Consider the following 21,630-nt stretch of genomic DNA (forward strand, 5'->3'; position numbering starts at 1 on the left):
AATATATTGAACGGTTAGAAGGTTATCAGAACAGGAATAGCTACTATTGCATGGAAAGAGAAGCTATGGTATGCTTAGAGTCATCATTCTCATGCTTCATACAGCCAGTCGCCAGGCTCTTTTTCCTGGGCTGAGTGGAAGGCGGATATAGATGGAAGTCGTTGTTGTTACACTCGCATATACGCTAACAGGAAGAGATACAGAGATCGTTTCACAACTCCGAACGGTCTCGGACACGCTCCAGACAGCCCCGGGGCTAACTCATCTACGTAGCTATCGCGGACGCCAGAAAGGAGGAGCCTATGCTCTGTTCTTATGCACCTGGGATAGTGAGAATAGCTGGCGGAAAGCTCAGGAACAGTATAGTCCTCATAAGTTATTACAAGAAGCACATAAACGACAGGAGTTGCTCGTTATCGATCCTCTCCAATGGGTGATGCACTATGTATGGGGATATACACGACCTCTTGCTGCGCCAACGCTGGCGGCAATCCACCTTATGTCTGCGCCTCCTGAACAGGAGGTACTACTACAAAACGGTTGGCGGCGAACACTCCAACATCATGTTCAGGAGCCTGCGCTGGCCTATGCCTTTCTGGCGCACAGCACGACTCCAACAACTGATGAGGCTCATGAAGGTCCAGTGACTGTTTTATTCTGCTTCTTTAGTTGGAGCAGTCAGATGGAACGTGATCTCTTTTATAGCGAGAAACAGATCCGCACCATGCACGCGTTCAGCGAGCAGGGAAGCTCCGTTCAGATTCTCGCACTCGAGCCACTATAAGGTTTTTTTGCCTATTCCCGGCCAATCTGGGCCGCCAGAACCGTTCGGCTCTTCCAAACAGCTATTAGAAAGATGAGGTCTCTGCTACTGGTCGATCGTAGCATTTCTTAAGCTCATGCCGCAATAACTCTTGATCCGCCCACATTGCACTGGTCAGCGTATGGTACTCCCCATCACACAGAGGAACCTCTTGTTTACAGACACGGTGAGGCTGGAGACGGAAACGGATAGAACTTCCTACCACCTCAATCCAGATATGACGCATTGTTGACCAGGTCCCCCACTTAAACAGGACCATTGCATCATACTCCTCAAAACGTCCGCGTCCTTTGAGCTCATGACGATTAAGGGACTGCATCATCTCAGCCAATCCGCTCTCACGCAGTATCTGCTTGGCATTTTCTCGCACCGCTTGACGTCTCGCTGCTTCCTCTTGAGAGTGAAGATCGTCTGTTATCTCTATCGTCTCTGGCTTCTGCACACTTCCTTTAAAGGTGAGATCCTTATTCAGCCTTGTCACAATCCTGCCCTTTCGGCTTCAACTAAAACAACACGTTCTCTTCTGTACTGTAGCACAGAAATGGGGAGGCTGCCAATCAGTTCTCCAGCAAGGATTACTTATACTCAGCAACGATTCCTTCTTCTGGCAGTCGAAACGGATTGCGCCCGGCATGGTTTGCAAAATGGAACGAAGGTGGTGACTGAGAGCTAAAACTTTGCAGATACTTCTTCCCCCATTCCAGAGAGATATGAGAAATATTATTGGAGGATTGTTTAGCCAGTCGCTTTGCCTCTGCCGTCAGCGTCCCCACCTCATCGGCCGTATGCGAACAGCACAGATGATCGCTCACCACACCAATCGACAAAGAGACGAGTGGAAACTGATAGGGTCGTCCTTTGCGATCTACCCCGCTAATCGTTCCACGCTCAAGGTCTTCACGCCTATATAAGACCGCACTCTCTTCATTGTAATGGGAAAGGATCTGTCGGCAAAGCATCTTTTCACGCTCTGGTGTGGACACAATCACAAAATCATCGCCTCCAACATGTCCCACAAAGTCTTCCGGATTCCCGTACTCATACACCATACGTTGACAGATATTGCCCACAAGAAGAATCATATTATTGCCCGCGAGGAAGCCATACACATCATTAAAAGCTTTAAAATTATCTAAATCTAGATAAAGAACGCTCCAGGGCACAACATTTTTAACCTTCTGTTCAATTGCTCGCTCGAGTTGGAGACCGCCAGGCAAGCGTGTTAGAGGTGAAAGCATATGTTGTTGTAAACGTTGAATCTGCCTCTGTACTTGCACCAGAAGTTCCTCAAGGATCAGGGGCTTACACAGATAGCTATCAACCCCCGCCTCGTAAGCACACACTTTCTCAGCAAGTGTATTAGGAGTAGTTGCCCCCACCATTATAATTGGAATATGCATACACTTTGGATGATCTCGCAATCGCTGAACCATGCGCAAACAATTGGCATTCTCCAATGTTGCATCCAATAAAATAAGGCAAGGAGTCTCACGAAAAGCAAATTGAACAGCATCCTCGTCAGTACAAGCCATTACAGCCTGATAATCTTCGCCCTTCAAATGGTCATTAATTACATTGGTTATCCAACCGTCATTTTCAAGTACGAGAATACTGGGCATATGTGCTCCTACCTCTACATTTCACTATATACACCAAATTACCTTACCAGACTCACCTGTATCAGAACATTGATACTCTCATTTGCAGAAAAACAAACAAAAAATCTTACTAGATGTTCATAATCTCAGCAATAACGATCAATAAGCGCACCAGTATTTTTTCGATCGAAAAAGAAAAAAATAGCCTCTCACCGATTGAGAGCCAGGCAGGCTTGCGCTTATACACGAGAGACGAGGCCGTAGGCCCTCAAAAGCGACTTTTGAGAGAGATACATGCATCATTTCCATCATTGAAGGACCACTATTGAGAGAAAATATGTCTGGTCTCACCCTTATCACATCCCCCGCCGGAAAAAAGTTCTACTGGTGAGCCGAAGATATCTGCAAAGTGCAGACTGAACTGAGCCTTGTCAGGTCAGACGTACCGTGATGAAAAGATCACCTCCCAGGGCAACCGCCCTTTCCAACGCAAGGGTTGTCAGGAAACCGGGGTAGCAATACGCTGGCAAAAAATAAGAAACAGCTTTCCTGACAATGAACCTTCCACAACTAAAAAAAAGTGTACATATGTCATAGTTAGTATAACATCCAAAGGTCTACATGCAAAGGTTTTGTTCAACAAATCAGACTAGTTCACTGCAATTCGTCAAAAATCCTCAAAAACTCACGCAATATGGACTTTTTGGTAAGAGATTGCACCAATCAGGTATTTTTTCTCCCTTTTTCACGAAGAAAGTTGACGCATGGCTCATCCTGAGATACTATTGTGGTGCGAGAGAATAATGAATAGGGGAAAAGGGATACGCGATGACCTTATCAGTACAAACTGAGCGAGCTATTACGTTCCAGAGCAAAGGACAACCTGCCCATCTCTTAGAAGGCGTGCTCCATACTCCTTCCCATGCCAGGCAGGCACCAGTGGTCATCTTATGCCACCCACAACCTGCCAGCAGTGATATGCAAGATCCTCTCACTGTGGCTCTGGCTCAGGGTCTGGCCGGAACCGGAATGGTGGCGCTGCGCTTTAATTTCCGTGGTGTTGGCAAGAGCCAGGGACAGCAGAGTGAAGGTCGCCTGGAGCCACTCGATCTAGCGGGAGCAATCGATTTCGCCTTAAACCAACCCGGTATCAATCCCGCCAAGGTCTGTGTCATTGGTCATGGTTTTGGTGCTTATGCAACACTACTCTATGCTCCTTTTGACCTCCGTATCCGTACCGTGGTTGCTATTAGCCTTCCACTCTTTCGAGCAGCAAGCGGTTTCCCTCGTCAATTCGAACGCCCCAAGCTCTTTGTCACAGGCGAATTTGATGAGATCTGCCCGCTTTTTAAACTTGAACCATTTGTAGAACAGCTCGAAGGCCCCAAAGGGATCAAAGTTATCGTTGGGGCTCGGCATCTTATGCGTGGATTTGAAGAGCCTGCCGTTCAGGCTGTCGTACAGTATGTGAGGAAGTGGGCAGAGATGCCTGGAGTGTAATGTATGAATCCCAATAACCCACTCATTGTGCAAAGTGATCGCACGATTCTCTTAGAGGTAGATCATCCCCTCCATACCGAGGCAAGGGATGCGCTCTCCCAGTTTGCTGAGCTAGAGAAATCACCCGAGCATATTCATACCTATCGGCTTTCGCCTCTTTCATTGTGGAATGCAGCTGCCGGTGGGATGGATGCCCCTGAAATTCTCGAGCAGCTGACCCGTTACAGTAAATATCCCATCCCTGGCAATATCGCTGTTGAGATCCGCGAATATGTTGGACGCTATGGTCGCATCAAACTGGTCCGCGACGGCGAAGCTCTTCTCCTCCACTCAGATGACGCTGCATTAATCAGTGAAGTTCTCCATCACAAGCGAACGCAGCCGTATATTTTGCGCCAGATCGATCGCTCGACGCTGCAAGTTGATGCATCGCGACGCGGACATATCAAACAGGCACTCATTCATATTGGTTTCCCTGCTGAAGATCTCGCGGGCTATAGCGATGGCTCTCCTCTGCCTATGCTGCTCCGGAGCGAAACCACTATAGGAAAAAGTTTTGAGCCACGAGCTTATCAACACGCGGCATCCGCTGCCTTCTATGCCAATGGAGCACCAAGTGGAGGCAGCGGTGTCGTGGTCCTTCCATGTGGAGCCGGCAAGACTATTGTTGGCCTGACGACCATGGCCTCTGTTCAACGCGCAACCTTAATTCTTACGCCCAATACCGTTGCAGTACGACAATGGATTAGCGAAATCATTGATAAGACAGATATTCCACCTGAAATGGTGGGTGAATATACAGGTGATCGCAAAGAGATTGCTCCCATTACGGTCAGTACATACCAAATTTTGACCTATCGCAAAAATGGCGAAGGTGATGAGCAGGACTCTTACCCACATTTTTCGCTCTTTACCAGTTATGATTGGGGGCTGATCATCTATGATGAGGTTCATCTTCTGCCCGCCCCTGTCTTCCGCGTTACAGCCGAGATCCAAGCTCGCCGCCGCCTGGGATTAACCGCTACGCTGGTCCGCGAAGATGGACGTGAGGCGGATGTCTTTAGCTTGATCGGACCCAAAAAATATGATGTCCCCTGGCGTGAACTTGAACGACAGGGTTGGATTGCCACCGCTGAATGCCATGAGATCCGCGTTAGCCTCAGCGAAGATGAGCAGATGAATTATGCCACCGCCGAAACACGCGATAAGTATCGTATTGCTGCTGAGAGTCCCGAGAAACTAACTGTCACACAATACCTGATTGACAAACATAAAAATGATCGCGTGCTTATTATCGGCCAATATCTGGAACAGCTCAAACAGATCTCAGAGACTCTGGAGGCACCGTTATTGACAGGCCGAACCTCCACCTCACAACGAGAAAAGCTGTATGAGCAGTTCCGACGCGGTGAGATCACCCGCCTTGTCGTGAGCAAGGTCGCAAATTTTGCGATCGATCTGCCCGATGCCAATGTCGCCATTCAGGTCTCTGGCACCTTTGGCTCTCGCCAGGAAGAGGCTCAACGCCTGGGACGTATCTTGCGACCAAAAAGCGATGGAGGGATGGCGTACTTCTACTCGCTTGTTACACGTGATACACGAGACCAGGAATTTTCGGCTAATCGCCAACTGTTCCTTACCGAACAAGGCTACCGATACGTTATAGAAGATGCTGAAACTTTGTTACAGGTCCACTCTTAACGGTCACTGGTGAACTACCGCTGAGCTGAAGACTCAGCGGCTTCTTCGGAAGCCGTTGGATCGACGGTTTGGTCGCTTCTTCGGAAGCTCAAGTTCACCAGACTCAGCCCCAGAAATGGGAGCTCCGTTCAATTGGTCATGACACCTGCGGTTGACGCATCAGACCGCTGCTCTGTCGTTTGGAGTTAAGAAGATTTGAGGAAAGGATCGGTGCTCCAAGCACAACAAGCCTTTTGAACCTTGTCGAGATGAGGTCGGATTCTCCTGGTGGTCACAGCCAGTAGATACGCATCACCCGGCTCTGCCGGAGTTTTTTGAGTCCATGGGTGTGCTGGTTTCTTTTGAAGGGTCCTGCACATCCGGCGATTCATCCACGAAGCTGAAGACTTCGTGGTTTTCTCGCCAAAGGCCATTATAAAAGAACCGGGTTTTTCAATGCTCTTCGTTTCTACCAAGAAACCGCAAGAATGAGAAAAATCGGGTGAAAGAACGTTTTGCTTGACAGATAGCTGAATCGAATGATACTGTGGAGTGCACGTTCTAGAACTTCTTTAGCAGTAAGCAGAGGGTAAAATGGCTGAAAACTATATTACTGTGACCAGCGAAAATTTTGCAAGCGACGTTTTACAAGCAGAACATCTGGTCATTGTGGCTTTCCTGATGGATCAAAGCAATGCAAGTAAAATACAAGAGCCAGAAATTGAAGCGATTAGCAAGCAATATGCCGACCGTGTTACCTTCGCCAGGCTCAATGTGGCCGAGAACGAAGAACTCACACGGCAGTGGAATATTACAGGTATACCAACCCTGGTCTTCTTCAGATATGGAAGAGAGATCTATCGCATCTCAGGGATCGTGATGCGAGCTCGTCTCAAGCGCCAGATCGAGGGAGTATTGTTGGTAAATTAAATATATCCTCACTTCTATTAAGTAGTTTAGGAGTTTTATTTTGTCATATTTATATCCAATTCGTTTACATGCCTCTTTACATGAAACGCTCTGGGGCGGACGCCGCCTGGAGCGCGATCAGTGGAAAGAGCTTCCCCAGGGGGAGAGTGCCATCGGGGAAGCCTGGGAGACTGAGATTAGCACGATCGTCCAGAATGGTCCCTATCAGGGTCAGACTCTGGGAGAACTGGTGAAAACGCTCGATGCTGAATTATTAGGACAACAGGCCATCAACGTCTTTGGACACCGTTTCCCTCTACTCGCTAAATTCATTGACGCAAACGCGAAACTCTCTGTCCAGGTCCACCCCACTGATAGCTACTCCGATCTGCATGAGGGCGGTAAACTTGGGAAAACTGAGTTCTGGTATATTCTAGCCGCCGAACCTGGTGCCAGTATTGTCCATGGCTTTCAAGCACCAGTCACATGCGAAGAAGTAGAGCAGGCAATCGAAAATGTCACCCTGGAAGGGCTTCTGCATGAAGAACAGGTCCAGGCTGGCGATGTGATCTTTGTGCCAGCAGGAACTGTCCATGCAATTGGGAGTGATGTGCTGCTCTATGAGCTGCAAGAGTACTCAGATGTTACCTACCGCATGTATGACTATGGTCGCCTCACTGCCGCTGGTAAACCACGCGAACTTCATATCAAACGTTCACTAGATGTCAGCTACTATGGTGTCTCGCCTAAGATTAAGATGGACCCCGTCGTGGTTGCTTCCGAAGAAAACTATCAGGATCGAGCACTTGTGGCCTGCCGTTATTTCTTGACGCGTGAGATCAGCCTCAAAGCGGGCGCAACAATGGCAGGACAGACAACCGATAGCTGTATCATCATTACATCGGTAGGTGCAGAACTCCAGGTCAACTATGGAGATGATCTGTCTCAAAGTGAAGTCCTGAGCCGTGGTCAGACGCTTGTACTTCCTGCTGCTCTGGGCACCTTCTCTATCAGTGGATTGGGGAGCTTCCTCTATTCTTATGTTCCAAATGAACAGGATACAGCCTGGCAACATTGGAACGCAGCCAATAAAGAGGTCGCCCTCTAAGATTTTTTTGCGTCTGTACCAATCACTAGCGCAAACATTTTCCTGGCAAACTAGAGGACTCTTTGTAGCTTGTACATTACTACAAAGAGTCCCAAAGAGTCCTCTGGTTTGATCAGTTATGGAGAATGATGCCCTGTGTCTGGAATTATTTCTCTTCGCGACGCCGTTTTTGACGCTCCTCTTCAAGATCAGTAATTGTCCCTTCAACGATCTTCGATTCAGGATCTTTATATGCAAAAGGGGAATCATCGTTGGAGAAGTAATTTCCACTATTAAAAGGGGAGGAGAAATCTCTTCGCGGATACCGCTGCTGCTGCAAATTCGTAAACGTCGTATAAACGCGTGAGACCCCAGTACTAAAATTGACCAGTACCAGCACTCCACGCAAAATAGCCCATACAACAAGCCCAATGAGCAAGGTCACAAAACCACTGATAAGACCGCTCACAGCTCCACTGGCCATCCAATCGATAACTGTCTCATAGATAACCATGAAGATAATGAGCAACCAGAAATAGTGCACTACAACTTTGAGGAGCCAATGCATAAACCACCAGAGGGCCTTGATGGGATCTGAAGGCATATCCCAGGGTGGGAGTAAACGTCGTCTCTGTTTGCTTGTACTCACAGTCATCCTCTTTTACAGCATAGTTTTGGTCTTCGTTGCTTCTATTGTATCAGTTCAATCAATCATTCTGCCAATTGTTGATCCAACTTCACAAGAGGTGCGATCAGGGCCAGGGAATTGTAAGGCTGCCCTGATTAGCAGAGGCTTTCTGGAACCTCTGTGTCTGATAAGAAAAGGTGTCAAATGTTATAAATGACAGTAAGCCCGGAAGAGAGAAGCTCTGCTCTGTACTCTGGTACATCTCAACACGCAATGAGAGCTGGTTAAACTTCGCTGGCTGCTGCGGAAAGAAGGTCCAGAGTTGATCGTCCGACTGCACTGAGGTTACTTTACAGCTATCTCTCCCAAGCTCATTGCTTGTAACATGGTAGTTATAAAACTGGCCTGTGGTCGCTGGTCGATCCTTTTCAAGACGCCACTGTGTCAGCAGACCTTGTGCTTGTGCGGTGTGTATGCTCTGACTGCCCAGATACTGCATACCATTTGAAAGTTGCAGCGGTTGGTCACCAACGTGCACTGGGGGCTGAACTAAATACAGCTTAAACGGTGCACCAGACGGGCGATGAGAGACAGACAACAACGTCGCATTCGTTAGATGAGTCACAAGCGCCTCGTTTACCGCGCTGTACGGAGAGACAAGCCAGATGATCGGGCCACGGCTGGCATCTGGTAGCAGCACACACTCATCATTAGAGACGATGGTAGGAATCTGTGCCTGCCCCGCTAGATATCTGAAACCAGAAAAATTCGAGCGGTCAGCATCGACATAGATATGCTGAATCCGATGCACCCTGGCCTCATCCTCTGCCCGCGCCAGGGCATCTTGCATAGATTGCAGATCATTATAATAAGGATGTGAGAAATCCTTTTCGTTAAACTGGCCCGTAACTGCATCCAGAACAGAGTAAGTGCTACCAACCAGTTGAACCAGAATCAGCAAGAGAGAAAAGATGGAGAGGCTATACATTGCCACTCGCGGCCAACCAGTACGCTGACGAAGCCAATAAATCAACCAGGCAAGGAATATCCCCACAAGAAGATATTGTCCAGGTGCAAAAACAATTAAATAGTGCAATTGCAACTTAATCGTGTGATGGATTTCACTGAGCATGACTAATTGCCAGGAAGCCAGCACCAATAAAGCACAACCTTCTGGTGAAGACTGGAGCGCTTTTACCCACTGCAAAGGCTTCAACCACCAGACGCGGGGACTTTCATGCTGTCTCCTCAATGCCTTCAGGCCAGAGAACAGCGCAAAGAGGAGTGAGAGTATGATCAGTCCGGTCATGAAGACGCGAACCCATTTGAAAAAGGTAATATAGACTGTATCTAAATTCAGAAAGGATTCGTAAAAAGGACTTAAATAGGTCTGATACAGAATCCAGATCTGATTATCATAGACATTCTCACGTTGAGAGCCGGTCAATAAGACGGAGACATCGTGGAATGAGACTGAAAATTCCCACAGAATATAAGGCAGATAGAGCAGCAATAAAAGCCCAGAACCAAAGACAATATCACGTATCCTCACTGTCTTCGGCGCCAAAACCACCGTTACAATAAGAGGCGCAAGCAGAAGGATACCAGAACCATGGAGTTGAAAAAGGAGTCCAAGCAAAGGAATCGCAAGAATAAGCCAGCCTTTACGCTGGAAGAATATCACCTCTAAGAACAGAAAAATCAATACCGTGACAAAGAAAAACAGCAGATTCTGATTCCACATAAAACGTGAATAGAAAATTGAGAGCGCAGCCGTTGCATAGAGGGATGCAGATATAGTGGCGGCGAGACGTCCAAAATAACGCCGCATACAAAAATAGGTCAGGAGAACCGATGCAATCGACAAAATAGCAGTAAAAATCGCTCCACCCACTGGATCTGCGCTTATTGCCGCAGGCACCATCAAGAAATAAATCGTACCAGGTGGATTATAAATACCAATTGAGGCAATATTACTGGTTGCCACCAGATGCCCACGGACAATGGCATCATGAGCCATCTGAAAGATATCAGCCTGATCGCCATCAAACTCGGTTCGCTGTATGCCGTAAAGACGAAGAAACGAGGCGACCAGAACGATCAGATAGATCTCCCAGGATAAAAGCCAGGAACGTAAGGAAGCCTGCTGCTTATAAGCAGCAGGCTCTGAAGTCTCAGCTTGAGATGCTTTAAAATTCTGAACACGCGTAAAAGTCATTAGGATAAAATACTCCTCACGGCCTCAATAGTTGCTTTAACCGCACCACCGCTAATGCTTTGAGGAATGCCAGTCTTGCTATCCTTTAATAAATTGCCTGTGAGAATGCCCACAACTTGCTCATCACGCTTAATCACGCCACGAGCGACCAGTTTGCGTACACCAGCCAATGTTGCGGCAGAGGCAGGTTCGCACCCAATACCAGCACGATCGATCACAGACTTGGCTTCAAGAATCTCTTCATCAGTCACTTGCTCAACAATGCCATCGGATTCCTCAATCACCCGGCGAGCGCGGCTATAGCTCACAGGATTGCCAATTTTGATAGCAGTTGCTACGGTATCAGCCTGCACAGATTCACGCTGAGCAAAGCTGCCCATAAAGCTCCGGTAAAACGGATTGGCCCCCGCGGCCTGAATAGAGGCAATGCGTGGAAGATGACTAATCAGGGATAGCTCATAGGCCTGGCGGAAAGCCTTTCCGATGGCAGAGGTATTGCCCAGATTTCCAGCTGGCAAGACCAGCCAATCAGGTGCCTGCCAATCGAGCTGTTGAAGCAGTTCAAAACCAATGGCCTTCTGACCTTCAACGCGGAAAGGATTGAGCGAATTAAGCAGATAGATGCCCAATTCGTTACAGACCTGCTCAACCAGCGTCATTGCAGCATCGAAATCGCCCTCAATCTGCACCGTTTTCGCGCCATAGGCCAGCGATTGGGCGAGCTTACCGGCAGCTACATTACCAGCAGGCAAGAAGACAATGCCTTCCATACCAGCTTGTGCAGCATAAGAGGCCAGCGAAGCTGAAGTATTGCCAGTCGAGGCACAGGCTACCGCCCGCGATCCTAAGAGATTGGCCATGGTGACGCCCGTTGTCATTCCACGATCCTTGAAGCTACCAGTGGGGTTCTCCCCCTCATGCTTCAGGAAGAAGCGTTCAAGGCCAGCGTAGTTGCCAATCTGCCGATGTCCAGTTCGACCAGCACCACAGTTCTCCAGGCCCACTGGATACAGGCTGGTATTGCCTTCTGGTCGGCTTACCACAAACTGCTCTGGGACAGGCAGAATCAGCTCTCGATAGCGCCAGACTCCGCTTCGATCCAGAAGCAACTCATCAGTGCTAATAGGCCAGATCGGCGGTGTAGCCACCCGCTCATCAAACAGTTGCCGCCAGACTGCTCCCTCAGAAGGTGTATCGAGTGTAGGAAGAAGCAAGCCACCAGCAGGAACAACCTCGGACTCAGTGGATGAATTGAGCTGGCTGGCTGGGAGCCGAAACTGGCTCTCTACATCCAGCACCCCACCACAATCGCATCGGTAACGTGGCTGCTGACCAATAACCAGTGCAGGATAAAGTGAAGCACATTCAACACAGCGAAGCGACGTCGAGGACAATGCCTCGACCGCTTCAGATAATTGAGATAAACGGTTAGAATCCGCCCCTTGATCGGGCTGGAGACCAGTAGAATTGATCGCCATGACGGGCACTGACTTCCTTTCGTATGCGACTGCGCGACGTCTTGATAACCCGCGCGCCATTCTGATCCGCACGTAGCACCATTCCCGTTCCCTGAACACCTGCCTCCCGAGCAGTCGACTGCATCGCATTTAACACATCATGGAACCGCGAACTGGCCAGAGCAATAAGGGATGAACCACCTCCAGAGAGGCAGGCACCATGAGCTCCTGCATTCACTGCCGCCTGAATAATCTCAGGCATAGCCGGGAACAGGACCTGACGGTACGGTTGATGGAGCCGGTCTTGCATTGCCTCCCCAATCAACTCATAGCGCCCAGTCTGGAGAGCCGTTAATAAGAGAGCAACACGCCCGGTATTAAAGGTCACATCCGCCTTGGGATAACTTGCAGGCAATAACTTGCGACCTGCCACCGTATCCATTGGAAATGAAGGAGTGAAAATAACGGCCTTCAAAACATCAGGGAAAGGTGTTTTAATCGCATGAATCTTCCCATCCAGATGAGTAGTAGCTACCAACCCACCTAAAAGAGCCGGAGCAACATTATCAGGATGGTTGCCCGCCTCAATCTCTACCGCTAGCTCTAATAAAACATCCTGCGAGACCGAGGCTTGCTGTAAGCGCAACCATTCATTCGCAGCCACCAGGCCGCCAACGACAGCAGTTGCACTACTTCCCAGACCACACCCATGCGGGATATTAATCGTCATTCGAATACGAACAGCAGGTAGAGGAAGATGAACATGCTCAAAGAGGCGAGAAAATGAGCGAAAAAAGAGGTTATCAGGTCCCGTTGATAGACCCTCGCCAAGAGAGCCACGGATCTCGATTGTTGGCTGAAGCGGGTCAGAACCTGCTTCCTCAACTTCAAAGCGATTATACAGCTGCAAGGCCAGACCCAGGCTGTCAAAGCCAGGTCCTAGATTAGCTGATGTAGCGGGCGTTAAGACTGTCACTGAGACAGGTAATACCAGTGCCATCGGAGGCTACCTGCCTTTCTGATGAAGAACCCATACGATTCATCCTTTCAACATGCAACTATTTTATCATGTTTTGTACAGTTAGTAAGAGAGGAAGTACAAAAGTCCTCTTCAATCGTGAAAGTAGATCCTGTAAAGATGGTGAGGAATCGCTCAGATTAATACGATAAGGAGGCGAATAGCCGCGATGCTACTCTCCCAGCATAGCAAATTGTTCCTTCTAGTATACCAGCCTCTGTACAGACACTCAATTGATAAACTATCTAATGCTGTGCTTGAACATAGATAAAATCTCTACATTTCGCAGGTTAGAAAAATGCAAGTGATGACTGTCTGACAGCGAGCATTCACTGTATGGGGGGAACATCAGTGAATGCCCACGTCACGAAAAGAAGAGGTAATCTACGATTAGACAGCGGCGGGTGTCTCCTCACTGCTCTCAACGATAAAGATCAGATCACTGTCTGAGATCTCCTTCTTCTGATCGGCCAGTGCCACAAAACGTGTGTAGGCCTCTTTCAACTGTTCCGCATCCAGATGATGGCCCAGTTGACGTAAGCGAGCATCCAGTCCATGACGGCCCGAATGTTTGCCGAGAATCAGCTTTGTTTCATTCCAGCCAACCGATTGAGGAGTCATAATCTCATAGGTCAGGCGGTTCTTTAATATTCCATCCTGATGAATACCGGCTTCATGTGCAAAAGCATTGGCACCAATGATCGCCTTATTGGGCTGAACAGGCATGCTCGTCAGACGGCTCACCATCTGGCTCGTAGCCAGGAGATATTGAGCCTGGATGTTGGTATCCACATGACCAAAAGCCTCGGGACGCGTTCTCAAGGCCATAACAACCTCTTCCAATGGCGTGTTTCCTGCACGCTCGCCCAGACCATTGATTGTCACTTCAACCTGACGAGCCCCCCCTCTAATCGCAGCTAACGTATTAGCCGTCGCCATTCCCAGGTCATCATGACAGTGAGCACTCATGGTGACACTATCCATTCCTGGCACATGTTCACTGAGATAGCGAAAGAGGGCCTCATACTCATGTGGCAGAGTATAGCCAACGGTATCAGGAATATTGATGGTTGTTGCACCCGCCTGAATAGCCGTCTCACAGACGCGGCAGAGATACTCCCAATTACTCCGGGTCGCATCCTCAGCCGAAAATTCAACTGTCGGACAGAGCGAACGAGCATAAGAGACAGATGCTTTAATCTTTTGCAATGCCTCTTCTGGGCTGAGTTTCAGTTTATGCGCAAGATGGATCTCAGAGGAGGCAAGGAACACATGGATAACAGGTTGTTCGGCATCCCGTACAGCCTCCCATGCAGTCGTAATATCACTGATCATTGCACGAGCAAGAGCAGCTACGGCAGAACCGCGCACATGAAGAGCAATCTCTTTAACAGCTGCAAGATCACCAGGTGAGGCCGCTGGAAAACCAGCTTCAATCACATCTACATTCAAGCGTACAAGTTGATCAGCCACAAGCAGTTTCTCATCGGTCGTCAGAGTCGCGCCTGGGGACTGTTCTCCATCGCGTAAAGTGGTATCAAAAATTTTAACGACTGCAGCCTTCATGTTCATCTCTCTTTCAGAACCATCTCAGCAAGAGGAGGCGCCAAAGCCTCCGTGTGCTAGATCTTTGTTTCGACGTTTTCCTCGGCTTCACCAGCCTTCTGCTTTACAGGATGCAACCAGGACATCATAGAGCGCAGTTCTTGACCAACCTGCTCTATCTGGTGGGTAGCGTTTTTGCGGCGCTGAGCCAGGAAACTGGGACGGCCAGCCTGATTCTCCAAAATCCAGCGGGTCGCAAATGTTCCATCCTGAATCTCACGCAAGATGGCGCGCATCTCTTCGCGTGCATGCTGATCAACGACACGAGGGCCAGAGACATAATCGCCAAATTCAGCAGTATCACTGATAGAATAGCGCATGTAATTCATGCCGCCTTGATACATAAGGTCAACAATGAGCTTCATCTCATGCAAGCACTCAAAATAGGCAATCTCTGGTTGATAGCCCGCCTCGACCAGCGTCTCAAACCCAGTTTTGATCAGAGCACTCACACCACCACAGATGACAGCCTGTTCTCCAAAGAGGTCGGTCTCGGTCTCCTCTGCAAAGGTTGTGCGTAGTACCCCTGCACGTGTTGAACCAATCCCACGAGCATAGGCGAGAGCAAGCTGTTGTGCCTGACCGGTTGCATCCTGATGGACGGCCCACAGAGCTGGCACACCTGCACCTTCGGTATAGAGTCGACGCACCATATGGCCAGGGCTCTTAGGAGCTACCATTGCAACATCAACATCTTCTGGAGCCACAATCTGAGCAAAATGGACGCTAAAGCCATGGGCGGTCAAAATGGTCTTGCCAGCGGCCAGTCCTGGGCGAATATCGCGCTCAAAAACCTCTCGATGAATCTGGTCAGGTAGAAGGATCATGATGACATCAGCCTGTTGGGTAGCATCAGCAGGCGTCATCACACGCAGGCCCTCTGCCTGAGCGCGATTGCGGCTCTTGCTCTCTATAGGAAGGCCAACCACTACATCACAGCCGCTGTCGCGCAGGTTCAAAGCATGTGCATGACCCTGGCTACCATACCCAATAATGGCAATCCGCTTTGACTGAATAAGTTCAAGGTTGGCATCTGCATCATAATAAATAGTCGCCATCAGCTCTTCTTACTCCTCTCAGGTCTCCTGCAAGAGAAGACCTGTCCGCTCAACGAATTTTGTGAAAAAGTCGCTACTTCTACTTGAAAGTTAAGTTGTGACTTCTACTTGAAAGTTAAGTTGCTACATCTACTTGAAAGTTAAGTTATGACTTCTACTCGCGAGATAAGGCCACAGACCCTGAACGTGCAATCTCATGAATACCAGACTCTTCACAGGAGGCAATGAACGCATCAACCTGCTCGTGTGTTCCCGTGTAGGATATGGTCGTTGTCTGTGCAGTGCTTGCTATAATCTGAGCTCCTGATTGCTGAGCCTGGACTGCCCTCTCGGCTGGCACATTGATCTTTATCAGCACCAGTTCCTGAGCAATAATCTCAGCAGCCGTCAGATTCTGCACCTGATATACATCAACCAGTTTTCGTAGCTGCTCGGTTAACTGATCAATAGCGACTTCTGAATCACGCACCTGAGCGGTAATACAAACTTGCTCAGGCAGTCCAGTCTGAGTCAGGATCAATGAGCGAGGGCTTGCGCGACGACGACGCAGCAAGCCAACCACACGATCGACCGATCCAGGGCGCTCCTGAAGGGTGATGATTAATGTATGAACCTGCTCTGCGCCCTGGGACAGCGTAGATTGCCCCGTCCGAATCGTTGTCGATATTCCATTTGCCACAATTATTACTCCTCTACCGTCTCTTCAATCATCTGGTGGACCGACTTACCAGCTGGAATCATGGGGTACACATTTGCTTCAGATTCGATCACAAAATCAATGATGACCGTCCCTTCCGTCTCCATTGCCTGCTTCACTGCGGCTGCAACTTCATCGCGACGCGTTACGCGAATACCCGTCAAGCCGTAAGCTGGAGCAAGTTTTGTATAATCCGGGCCAGTAATTGGGGTCTCCGAATAATTACGAGAATGGAAGAACTGCTGCCACTGACGCACCATACCTAGATAGCCGTTGTTCATAATGGCTACTTTGACGGCCACTCCCTCTTGAGCCAGGGTCGCCAGTTCCTGAATGTTCATCTGAATACAGCCATCACCCGCTACTGCCCAGACTGGCACATCTGGTAGCGCCATTTTGACGCCCATGGCTGCTGGTAAGGAGAAGCCCATCGTTCCCAATCCGCCTGACGTGATATGACTATTGGGACGGGTCCAGTTATAATAACGAGCAGTCCACATCTGGTGCTGGCCAACATCTGAGACGACAATCGCCTCTCCATCCGTTGCCTCACGAATAGCCTTCAGAATACTCACAGGATCGGGCAGTGACTCATCATGAACAATCTGCTGAGTACGAATACGGCCCGCGTCTTCCCACTGACGAATCTCGTGTAACCAGGTACGACGATTGCTCTGAGGTACTGCTTCTGTTAGCGCCGCCAGGGCAACCTTCGCGTCAGCTACAATCGGAACCGTAGCGACCTTCACCTTGTGCATCTCAGAAGCGTCAATATCAATATGAATCAGCTTCGAATGGGGAGAAAACGTCGAGACATCGCCAGTAATGCGATCATCAAAACGCATACCAACCGCTACTATCAGATCTGAAGCATCAATTGCTCGATTAGTGTGAGCAGCTCCATGCATACCAGGCATACCAATGAAGAGAGGATGATCCTCTGAGAAGGCGCTCTGTCCCAACAGACTTGTAATAACGGGGATCTCGGTCTTCTCTGCAAATGCCTTCAGCTCAGTATAAGCGTTGGAAAGGATAACGCCATGACCTGCTAAGATCACTGGTTGTTTCGATTCAGCAAGGAGTTCAGCCGCTCGTGAGATCAAGGCCGAGGCAGGCTGTGGAGTCTTCTTAGCTTGCTCCTCAAGATAGGCATCAGAGCTCTGATACTTCGCTGGCTGATAGACCGCTTTCTCAAATTGAACATCCTTGGGGATATCGACAAGGACGGGTCCTGGACGACCACTACGGGCAACCTGAAATGCTTCATGCAGAATTCCAGCCAGTTCACTGGCATTGCGCACCAGATAACTGTGCTTGGTGATAGGCTGTGAAACGCCCAGAACATCAATCTCCTGGAAAGCATCGCGGCCAATCAAAGGCCGACCCACCTGACCAGTAATGGCGACCAGTGGAACGGAATCCATAAAAGCGGTTGCCAGACCAGTAATCAGGTTTGTGGCCCCCGGGCCGCTCGTTGCTACGCAGACACCAGCTCGTCCAGTTGCGCGAGCCAGCCCGTCGGCTGCATGGGCGGCTGCCTGCTCATGACGTACTAACACATGGTGAAGGGCGGGATAGGAGGTCAATGCATCGTAAAAAGGCATAATTGTGCCGCCTGGATAGCCAAAAAGCACCTCAACCCCCTCACGAATCAACACCTCACAGATAATCTGACTGCCTGTTAACTCACGAGCTTCTTCAGCTTTTCCTGTCGCATCCTGGGCCATCTCGGGCCGCTGAACAATTTTTGCAGCGATTGCCATAATTCCTCCTGAATACGAAATTGATCACAAAAAAAGAAGACCTCCCAGACTGGGAGGCCCTGTTCGGTTACCTACTGCGGATTGGGTGGCGTCTTTGCTCCCGCTTAATCTCCCTGTACTGTTCTTGTGGCTAGCTTTTTGTTTAGCCCTACCAGACACTCAAGCCTCAATAGTCCGGTAAGGCCGGTAAGGAGGAGGCTAATAAGGACCACAAGGCATACAAGAATAAGGAGGGATACTAGCACAAATAAAAAAACCGACGTCCAGACGCCGGTGTGAATCAACATGCTAGCGCTTGCAGCGGAGCACATGGCCATAGCACAAGCGGTGAAGGGCATACGTCCAGACGGACTCTGACAACACGATGCTGTCGTTGAAGCCGTCGAAAACGTTGTATACATGCCTTCACTCCATTTCAAAATTCTACCAGGTGCGACTCACTGAAACAATAAGAGATTGAGGTACAGTGGATAAAGAGGCTACAACGGCACCCTTGCCGGAGCACTTCTCTATTACACAATTTTTCTTTGTTGGTTTCGAGGATACACTACCCGCTAGAGATTTGTCAACCCCAGAAAAAGATCTTTTTGAGAGATTGGAGGAAACACACATAAGCACCTGTGGTGCCATGGATAGATATCACATAACGCTTGCACAAACGCTTCTGATGCAAGCCTTTACAGGAGGCGAACGCGGGTATTCAAATAGTGATACTTCCAAATAGGAATAGTACACGGTTTTCATCTAAAATGCAAGCACTTAGATGAGTAATCATGATAGTACATGCGAATTCTTAAAGAGGCGAAAACCAGGCAGCATAGCAGAGATCTTTTATCTCTGGAAAGGACAGCTCTTGAGCAGGGTATAGATGGGGCCTTGAGGCCGAAGCTCACTCTTTACAACGTGGAGTGCATGGATAGGATAGCTCTGTGAACTTATAAGGCCTGTCTGAGGGCCCTGAAGAAGTTCCTGAAGTCGTTGGAGCTCTGAGGGAGGTAAGGGCGCTTTAAGACGGGCCAGCGTTAAATGTGGTGAGAATGGTCTGGTATCGAGAGCAAAGCCACACTTCTCAAGCTCCTGATTGAGTGCCTGGTGGAGACGGTGCAGGTTTCGTGAAGGTTCTTCGATACCCATCCAGAGCACGCGAGGCTGATGAGAAGCCCCAAAACTGCTCAGACGCGAAAGTCGATAGGAGAACGCGGTACTCTGCTGAGCAACCTGCTCACTGATCTGGATTGCATGAGCAACCTGCTCATCGTCTAACTCACCCAGGAAAGCCAGGGTCAGATGGATTGTCGCAGGATCTACCCAGCGAATAGCAGGAAAACTTCGCGCTACCTGACGGATTACCTCCGTCAGGTAGCGCTGAACCTCTTTATTCATCTCGAGGGCGATAAAGGTGCGAGTCATGCTGCAAAAAGCATCTGATCTAACTCTGAACCATCGATAGTCTCAACCTTAATCAAGTGTTCAGAGATCATAATCAACTTCTCTTCTCGCTCTCGTAGGATACGCAGGGCAGTAGCATAGGCCTCATCGATTAAGAACGAGACCTCTTTATCGATCTTTGCAGCCATCTCAGCCCCAATCAGCATATTGCCTTCTGCATCAGCTTTAAAAGCCACATTCCCAAGAGAGGACATACCAAATTCGCAGACCATACGGCGGGCAATATTGGTTACATACTCAATGTCCTGGCTGGCACCAGTAGTGATATCGCCAAAGATAATCTCTTCAGCGGCACGCCCACCCATTGCGCCTGCCAACTTGGCCAGCAGTTCTGAGCGGCGCATCAGATACCGATCCTCAGACGGAGATTGGACGGTGATCCCTAGTGCCATGCCACGAGCAATCGCCGACACCTTCTGTACTGGATCGGCTCCAGGCATCGAGCGCATCACAATAGCGTGACCCACTTCATGATACGCGATAATTGCTTTTTCTGCCTCGGTGATCAAACGGCTCTTTCGCTCAGGGCCTGCCATAACGCGCAAGATGGCCTCATCAAGATCCAACTTATTAATCGTTTGTCGATCATTACGAGCTGCCAGCAAAGCAGCCTCGTTCAATAAGTTTGCCAGATCAGCACCCGAGAAGCCAGCGGTCTGACGAGCCAGATCCAATAAAGTTACTTCAGGGGCAAGCGGCTTATCCTTCGCATGGACCTCCAGTATTTCGTGACGACCACGAATATCTGGCTTGTCTAACATGACGCGACGATCAAAACGTCCTGGGCGCAGCAGTGCCTGATCCAGCACATCGGGACGATTTGTCGCAGCAATAACAACAACATTTGTCTGCTTATCAAAACCATCCATCTCGACCAATAACTGATTGAGGGTCTGCTCACGCTCATCGTTGCCGCTGGCTCCAGAGGAGCTACGCTGGCGACCAACTGCATCAATCTCGTCGATAAAAATGATGCAAGGGGCATGTTCTTTTGCCTCTTTAAAGAGGTCGCGCACCCGCGCTGCACCAACACCAACAAACATCTCAACAAATTCTGAACCACTGACACTATAAAACGATACACCCGCTTCGCCAGCAACTGCGCGGGAAATCAACGTTTTACCTGTACCAGGAGCACCAACCAGCAGAACGCCTTTAGGAGTACGAGCGCCCATCGCAGTAAAGCGCTGGGGATATTTGAGAAACTCGACAATCTCTTGCAGCTCAATCTTAGCCTCATCAACACCAGCTACATCTTTAAAGAGAACCGATGGACGAGATTCATTAAAACGGCGAGCTCTGGAACGGGCAAAAGGCATCGCCTGACCGCCCATTGAACTACGGCGAATAAAAGCAAATGCCACACCAGCAATCAGGAGCACAATCACCAGATCGATCACGCCCTGTGTCCATTGTCCCTGTTGCCCATTGTCGATAGTAACAGTTGTTCCATCGCGGCGGAAGATATCGGTGACGGACTGGCCGTCCTCCTTCATCGCATGGAATCGCATTCCAGACCGGTTCGTTGCAGTAACCTCATTGCCATTCAACGTGACCGATTTCAATTGATGCTGGTCAGCCATATTCAGTACATCACTGATTGGTCGCTCCTGTACCGCAGCAGTGGAGCCGAACGAAATATTTGCAAACCGTAAACCAGCAATCACGAGCAGCAGAATCCCAAGCAAGACGAGCGAGGCCGGGAGGCCATAACGCCTAAATGCGTTCCGTCTTCTTGTTATCTTGGGAGTTGAGCTTTTTGTGTTTTCGCGCTTATCTTTTGGAGGTATCTGCATGCGCTACCGAAGGTCCCTTCTATGCTTTTCTACAATGGAAATAAACGATCAACCATAGTTCAAATAGTATCGTGCTATATTTCCTTTTGTCAGCGTGTTACTTGTGCGTAGTATAGCTCATAAGAATTTGTTTAGCAAGATTAGGAGAAGCTTAGAAAGCTTAGAATACTGAGAAAGCTAGTACTATTGTATCATTGGTCGCACGACTTTTTGCTGAGTTTTCTTCTTCTTCACCGTATAAAAAGTTACACAACTTGAGAACGAATCAACGATCCCAAAGCGTATTGATGAGATAGAAGAAGATGGTATCTATTTTTATGATACAATACGTTTTTAGTGACTGA

At 49.0% G+C, this 21,630-nt stretch carries 17 protein-coding genes; 5 read left to right on the forward strand and 12 right to left on the reverse strand.

Annotated features, from left to right (window positions below; translation table 11 throughout):
• Positions 1 to 151: 151 nt before the first annotated feature.
• Positions 152 to 784 carry a hypothetical protein gene (locus EL628_RS15045; protein WP_126580745.1) on the forward strand — a complete coding sequence of 211 codons (633 nt, stop codon included), beginning with the start codon at positions 152 to 154 and terminating at the stop codon, positions 782 to 784.
• A 64-nt stretch (positions 785 to 848) separates the two neighbouring features.
• On the opposite strand, the gene EL628_RS15050 is transcribed toward EL628_RS15045, so the two are convergent.
• Both EL628_RS15050 and EL628_RS15055 read right to left on the reverse strand, forming a co-directional pair.
• Positions 849 to 1,304, reverse strand: a complete 456-nt coding sequence (locus EL628_RS15050; RefSeq protein WP_126580746.1) for a hypothetical protein — start codon at positions 1,302 to 1,304, stop codon at positions 849 to 851.
• Positions 1,305 to 1,398: 94 nt separating this feature from the next.
• Positions 1,399 to 2,442: a GGDEF domain-containing response regulator gene (locus EL628_RS15055; RefSeq protein ID WP_126580747.1), complete on the reverse strand. Its 1,044-nt coding sequence runs from the start codon at positions 2,440 to 2,442 to the stop codon at positions 1,399 to 1,401.
• 807 nt (positions 2,443 to 3,249) lie between these two features.
• Between EL628_RS15055 and EL628_RS15060 the strand changes: the two genes are divergently transcribed.
• The 4 genes from EL628_RS15060 (at position 3,250) to EL628_RS15075 (ending at position 7,618) form a co-directional block, all read left to right on the forward strand.
• Positions 3,250 to 3,921, forward strand: a complete 672-nt coding sequence (locus EL628_RS15060; RefSeq protein WP_126580748.1) for an alpha/beta hydrolase — start codon at positions 3,250 to 3,252, stop codon at positions 3,919 to 3,921.
• A 3-nt stretch (positions 3,922 to 3,924) separates the two neighbouring features.
• On the forward strand, positions 3,925 to 5,622 hold the full coding sequence (locus EL628_RS15065) for a DNA repair helicase XPB (RefSeq protein ID WP_126580749.1): 1,698 nt from the start codon (positions 3,925 to 3,927) through the stop codon (positions 5,620 to 5,622).
• Positions 5,623 to 6,195: 573 nt separating this feature from the next.
• Positions 6,196 to 6,531: a thioredoxin family protein gene (locus tag EL628_RS15070; protein WP_126580750.1), complete on the forward strand. Its 336-nt coding sequence runs from the start codon at positions 6,196 to 6,198 to the stop codon at positions 6,529 to 6,531.
• A 40-nt stretch (positions 6,532 to 6,571) separates the two neighbouring features.
• A complete protein-coding gene (locus EL628_RS15075; RefSeq protein ID WP_161975522.1) occupies positions 6,572 to 7,618 on the forward strand; it encodes a type I phosphomannose isomerase catalytic subunit in 1,047 nt (348 codons plus the stop codon).
• Positions 7,619 to 7,763: 145 nt separating this feature from the next.
• Here the strand turns inward: EL628_RS15075 and EL628_RS15080 are convergent, their stop codons facing one another.
• From EL628_RS15080 to ftsH, 10 genes are all read right to left on the reverse strand, one after another.
• Positions 7,764 to 8,246 carry a hypothetical protein gene (locus EL628_RS15080; protein WP_126580752.1) on the reverse strand — a complete coding sequence of 161 codons (483 nt, stop codon included), beginning with the start codon at positions 8,244 to 8,246 and terminating at the stop codon, positions 7,764 to 7,766.
• Between the two features lie 103 nt (positions 8,247 to 8,349).
• Positions 8,350 to 10,443 carry an ArnT family glycosyltransferase gene (locus EL628_RS15085; RefSeq protein WP_126580753.1) on the reverse strand — a complete coding sequence of 698 codons (2,094 nt, stop codon included), beginning with the start codon at positions 10,441 to 10,443 and terminating at the stop codon, positions 8,350 to 8,352.
• Positions 10,443 to 11,921, reverse strand: a complete 1,479-nt coding sequence (gene thrC, locus EL628_RS15090) for a threonine synthase (RefSeq protein ID WP_126580754.1) — start codon at positions 11,919 to 11,921, stop codon at positions 10,443 to 10,445. Before thrC ends, EL628_RS15085 begins: the two co-directional genes overlap by 1 nt.
• Positions 11,872 to 12,900, reverse strand: a complete 1,029-nt coding sequence (gene thrB, locus EL628_RS15095) for a homoserine kinase (protein ID WP_126580755.1) — start codon at positions 12,898 to 12,900, stop codon at positions 11,872 to 11,874. The genes thrC and thrB overlap by 50 nt, the downstream gene beginning before the upstream one ends.
• Before the next feature lie 408 nt (positions 12,901 to 13,308).
• Positions 13,309 to 14,484 carry a 2-isopropylmalate synthase gene (locus tag EL628_RS15100; protein ID WP_126580756.1) on the reverse strand — a complete coding sequence of 392 codons (1,176 nt, stop codon included), beginning with the start codon at positions 14,482 to 14,484 and terminating at the stop codon, positions 13,309 to 13,311.
• A 56-nt stretch (positions 14,485 to 14,540) separates the two neighbouring features.
• On the reverse strand, positions 14,541 to 15,581 hold the full coding sequence (ilvC, locus tag EL628_RS15105; RefSeq protein ID WP_126580757.1) for a ketol-acid reductoisomerase: 1,041 nt from the start codon (positions 15,579 to 15,581) through the stop codon (positions 14,541 to 14,543).
• A 154-nt stretch (positions 15,582 to 15,735) separates the two neighbouring features.
• Positions 15,736 to 16,260: an acetolactate synthase small subunit gene (ilvN, locus tag EL628_RS15110; protein ID WP_161975523.1), complete on the reverse strand. Its 525-nt coding sequence runs from the start codon at positions 16,258 to 16,260 to the stop codon at positions 15,736 to 15,738.
• 5 nt (positions 16,261 to 16,265) lie between these two features.
• Positions 16,266 to 18,005 carry a biosynthetic-type acetolactate synthase large subunit gene (ilvB, locus tag EL628_RS15115; RefSeq protein WP_218028970.1) on the reverse strand — a complete coding sequence of 580 codons (1,740 nt, stop codon included), beginning with the start codon at positions 18,003 to 18,005 and terminating at the stop codon, positions 16,266 to 16,268.
• A gap of 867 nt (positions 18,006 to 18,872) precedes the next feature.
• Positions 18,873 to 19,451, reverse strand: a complete 579-nt coding sequence (gene thpR, locus EL628_RS15120) for an RNA 2',3'-cyclic phosphodiesterase (RefSeq protein ID WP_126580760.1) — start codon at positions 19,449 to 19,451, stop codon at positions 18,873 to 18,875.
• Positions 19,448 to 21,286, reverse strand: a complete 1,839-nt coding sequence (gene ftsH, locus EL628_RS15125; protein WP_126580761.1) for an ATP-dependent zinc metalloprotease FtsH — start codon at positions 21,284 to 21,286, stop codon at positions 19,448 to 19,450. The genes thpR and ftsH overlap by 4 nt, the downstream gene beginning before the upstream one ends.
• Between the last annotated feature and the right edge of the window lie 344 nt (positions 21,287 to 21,630).

The sequence above is a fragment of the Tengunoibacter tsumagoiensis genome (assembly GCF_003967535.1).
Taxonomy (GTDB): domain Bacteria; phylum Chloroflexota; class Ktedonobacteria; order Ktedonobacterales; family Ktedonobacteraceae; genus Tengunoibacter; species Tengunoibacter tsumagoiensis.

What these genes read in the sequence shown, in the direction of transcription:
- thrB (WP_126580755.1), bottom strand. Translation starts at nt 12,900, where the DNA reads ATGGCACTGGTATTACCTGTCTCAGTGACAGTCTTAACGCCCGCTACA.
- EL628_RS15065 (WP_126580749.1), top strand. Translation starts at nt 3,925, where the DNA reads ATGAATCCCAATAACCCACTCATTGTGCAAAGTGATCGCACGATTCTC.
- EL628_RS15045 (WP_126580745.1), top strand. Translation starts at nt 152, where the DNA reads ATGGAAGTCGTTGTTGTTACACTCGCATATACGCTAACAGGAAGAGAT.
- EL628_RS15055 (WP_126580747.1), bottom strand. Translation starts at nt 2,442, where the DNA reads ATGCCCAGTATTCTCGTACTTGAAAATGACGGTTGGATAACCAATGTA.
- thrC (WP_126580754.1), bottom strand. Translation starts at nt 11,921, where the DNA reads ATGGCGATCAATTCTACTGGTCTCCAGCCCGATCAAGGGGCGGATTCT.
- ilvC (WP_126580757.1), bottom strand. Translation starts at nt 15,581, where the DNA reads ATGGCGACTATTTATTATGATGCAGATGCCAACCTTGAACTTATTCAG.
- EL628_RS15060 (WP_126580748.1), top strand. Translation starts at nt 3,250, where the DNA reads ATGACCTTATCAGTACAAACTGAGCGAGCTATTACGTTCCAGAGCAAA.
- ftsH (WP_126580761.1), bottom strand. Translation starts at nt 21,286, where the DNA reads ATGCAGATACCTCCAAAAGATAAGCGCGAAAACACAAAAAGCTCAACT.
- EL628_RS15085 (WP_126580753.1), bottom strand. Translation starts at nt 10,443, where the DNA reads ATGACTTTTACGCGTGTTCAGAATTTTAAAGCATCTCAAGCTGAGACT.
- ilvB (WP_218028970.1), bottom strand. Translation starts at nt 18,005, where the DNA reads ATGGCCCAGGATGCGACAGGAAAAGCTGAAGAAGCTCGTGAGTTAACA.
- EL628_RS15070 (WP_126580750.1), top strand. Translation starts at nt 6,196, where the DNA reads ATGGCTGAAAACTATATTACTGTGACCAGCGAAAATTTTGCAAGCGAC.
- thpR (WP_126580760.1), bottom strand. Translation starts at nt 19,451, where the DNA reads ATGACTCGCACCTTTATCGCCCTCGAGATGAATAAAGAGGTTCAGCGC.
- EL628_RS15100 (WP_126580756.1), bottom strand. Translation starts at nt 14,484, where the DNA reads ATGAAGGCTGCAGTCGTTAAAATTTTTGATACCACTTTACGCGATGGA.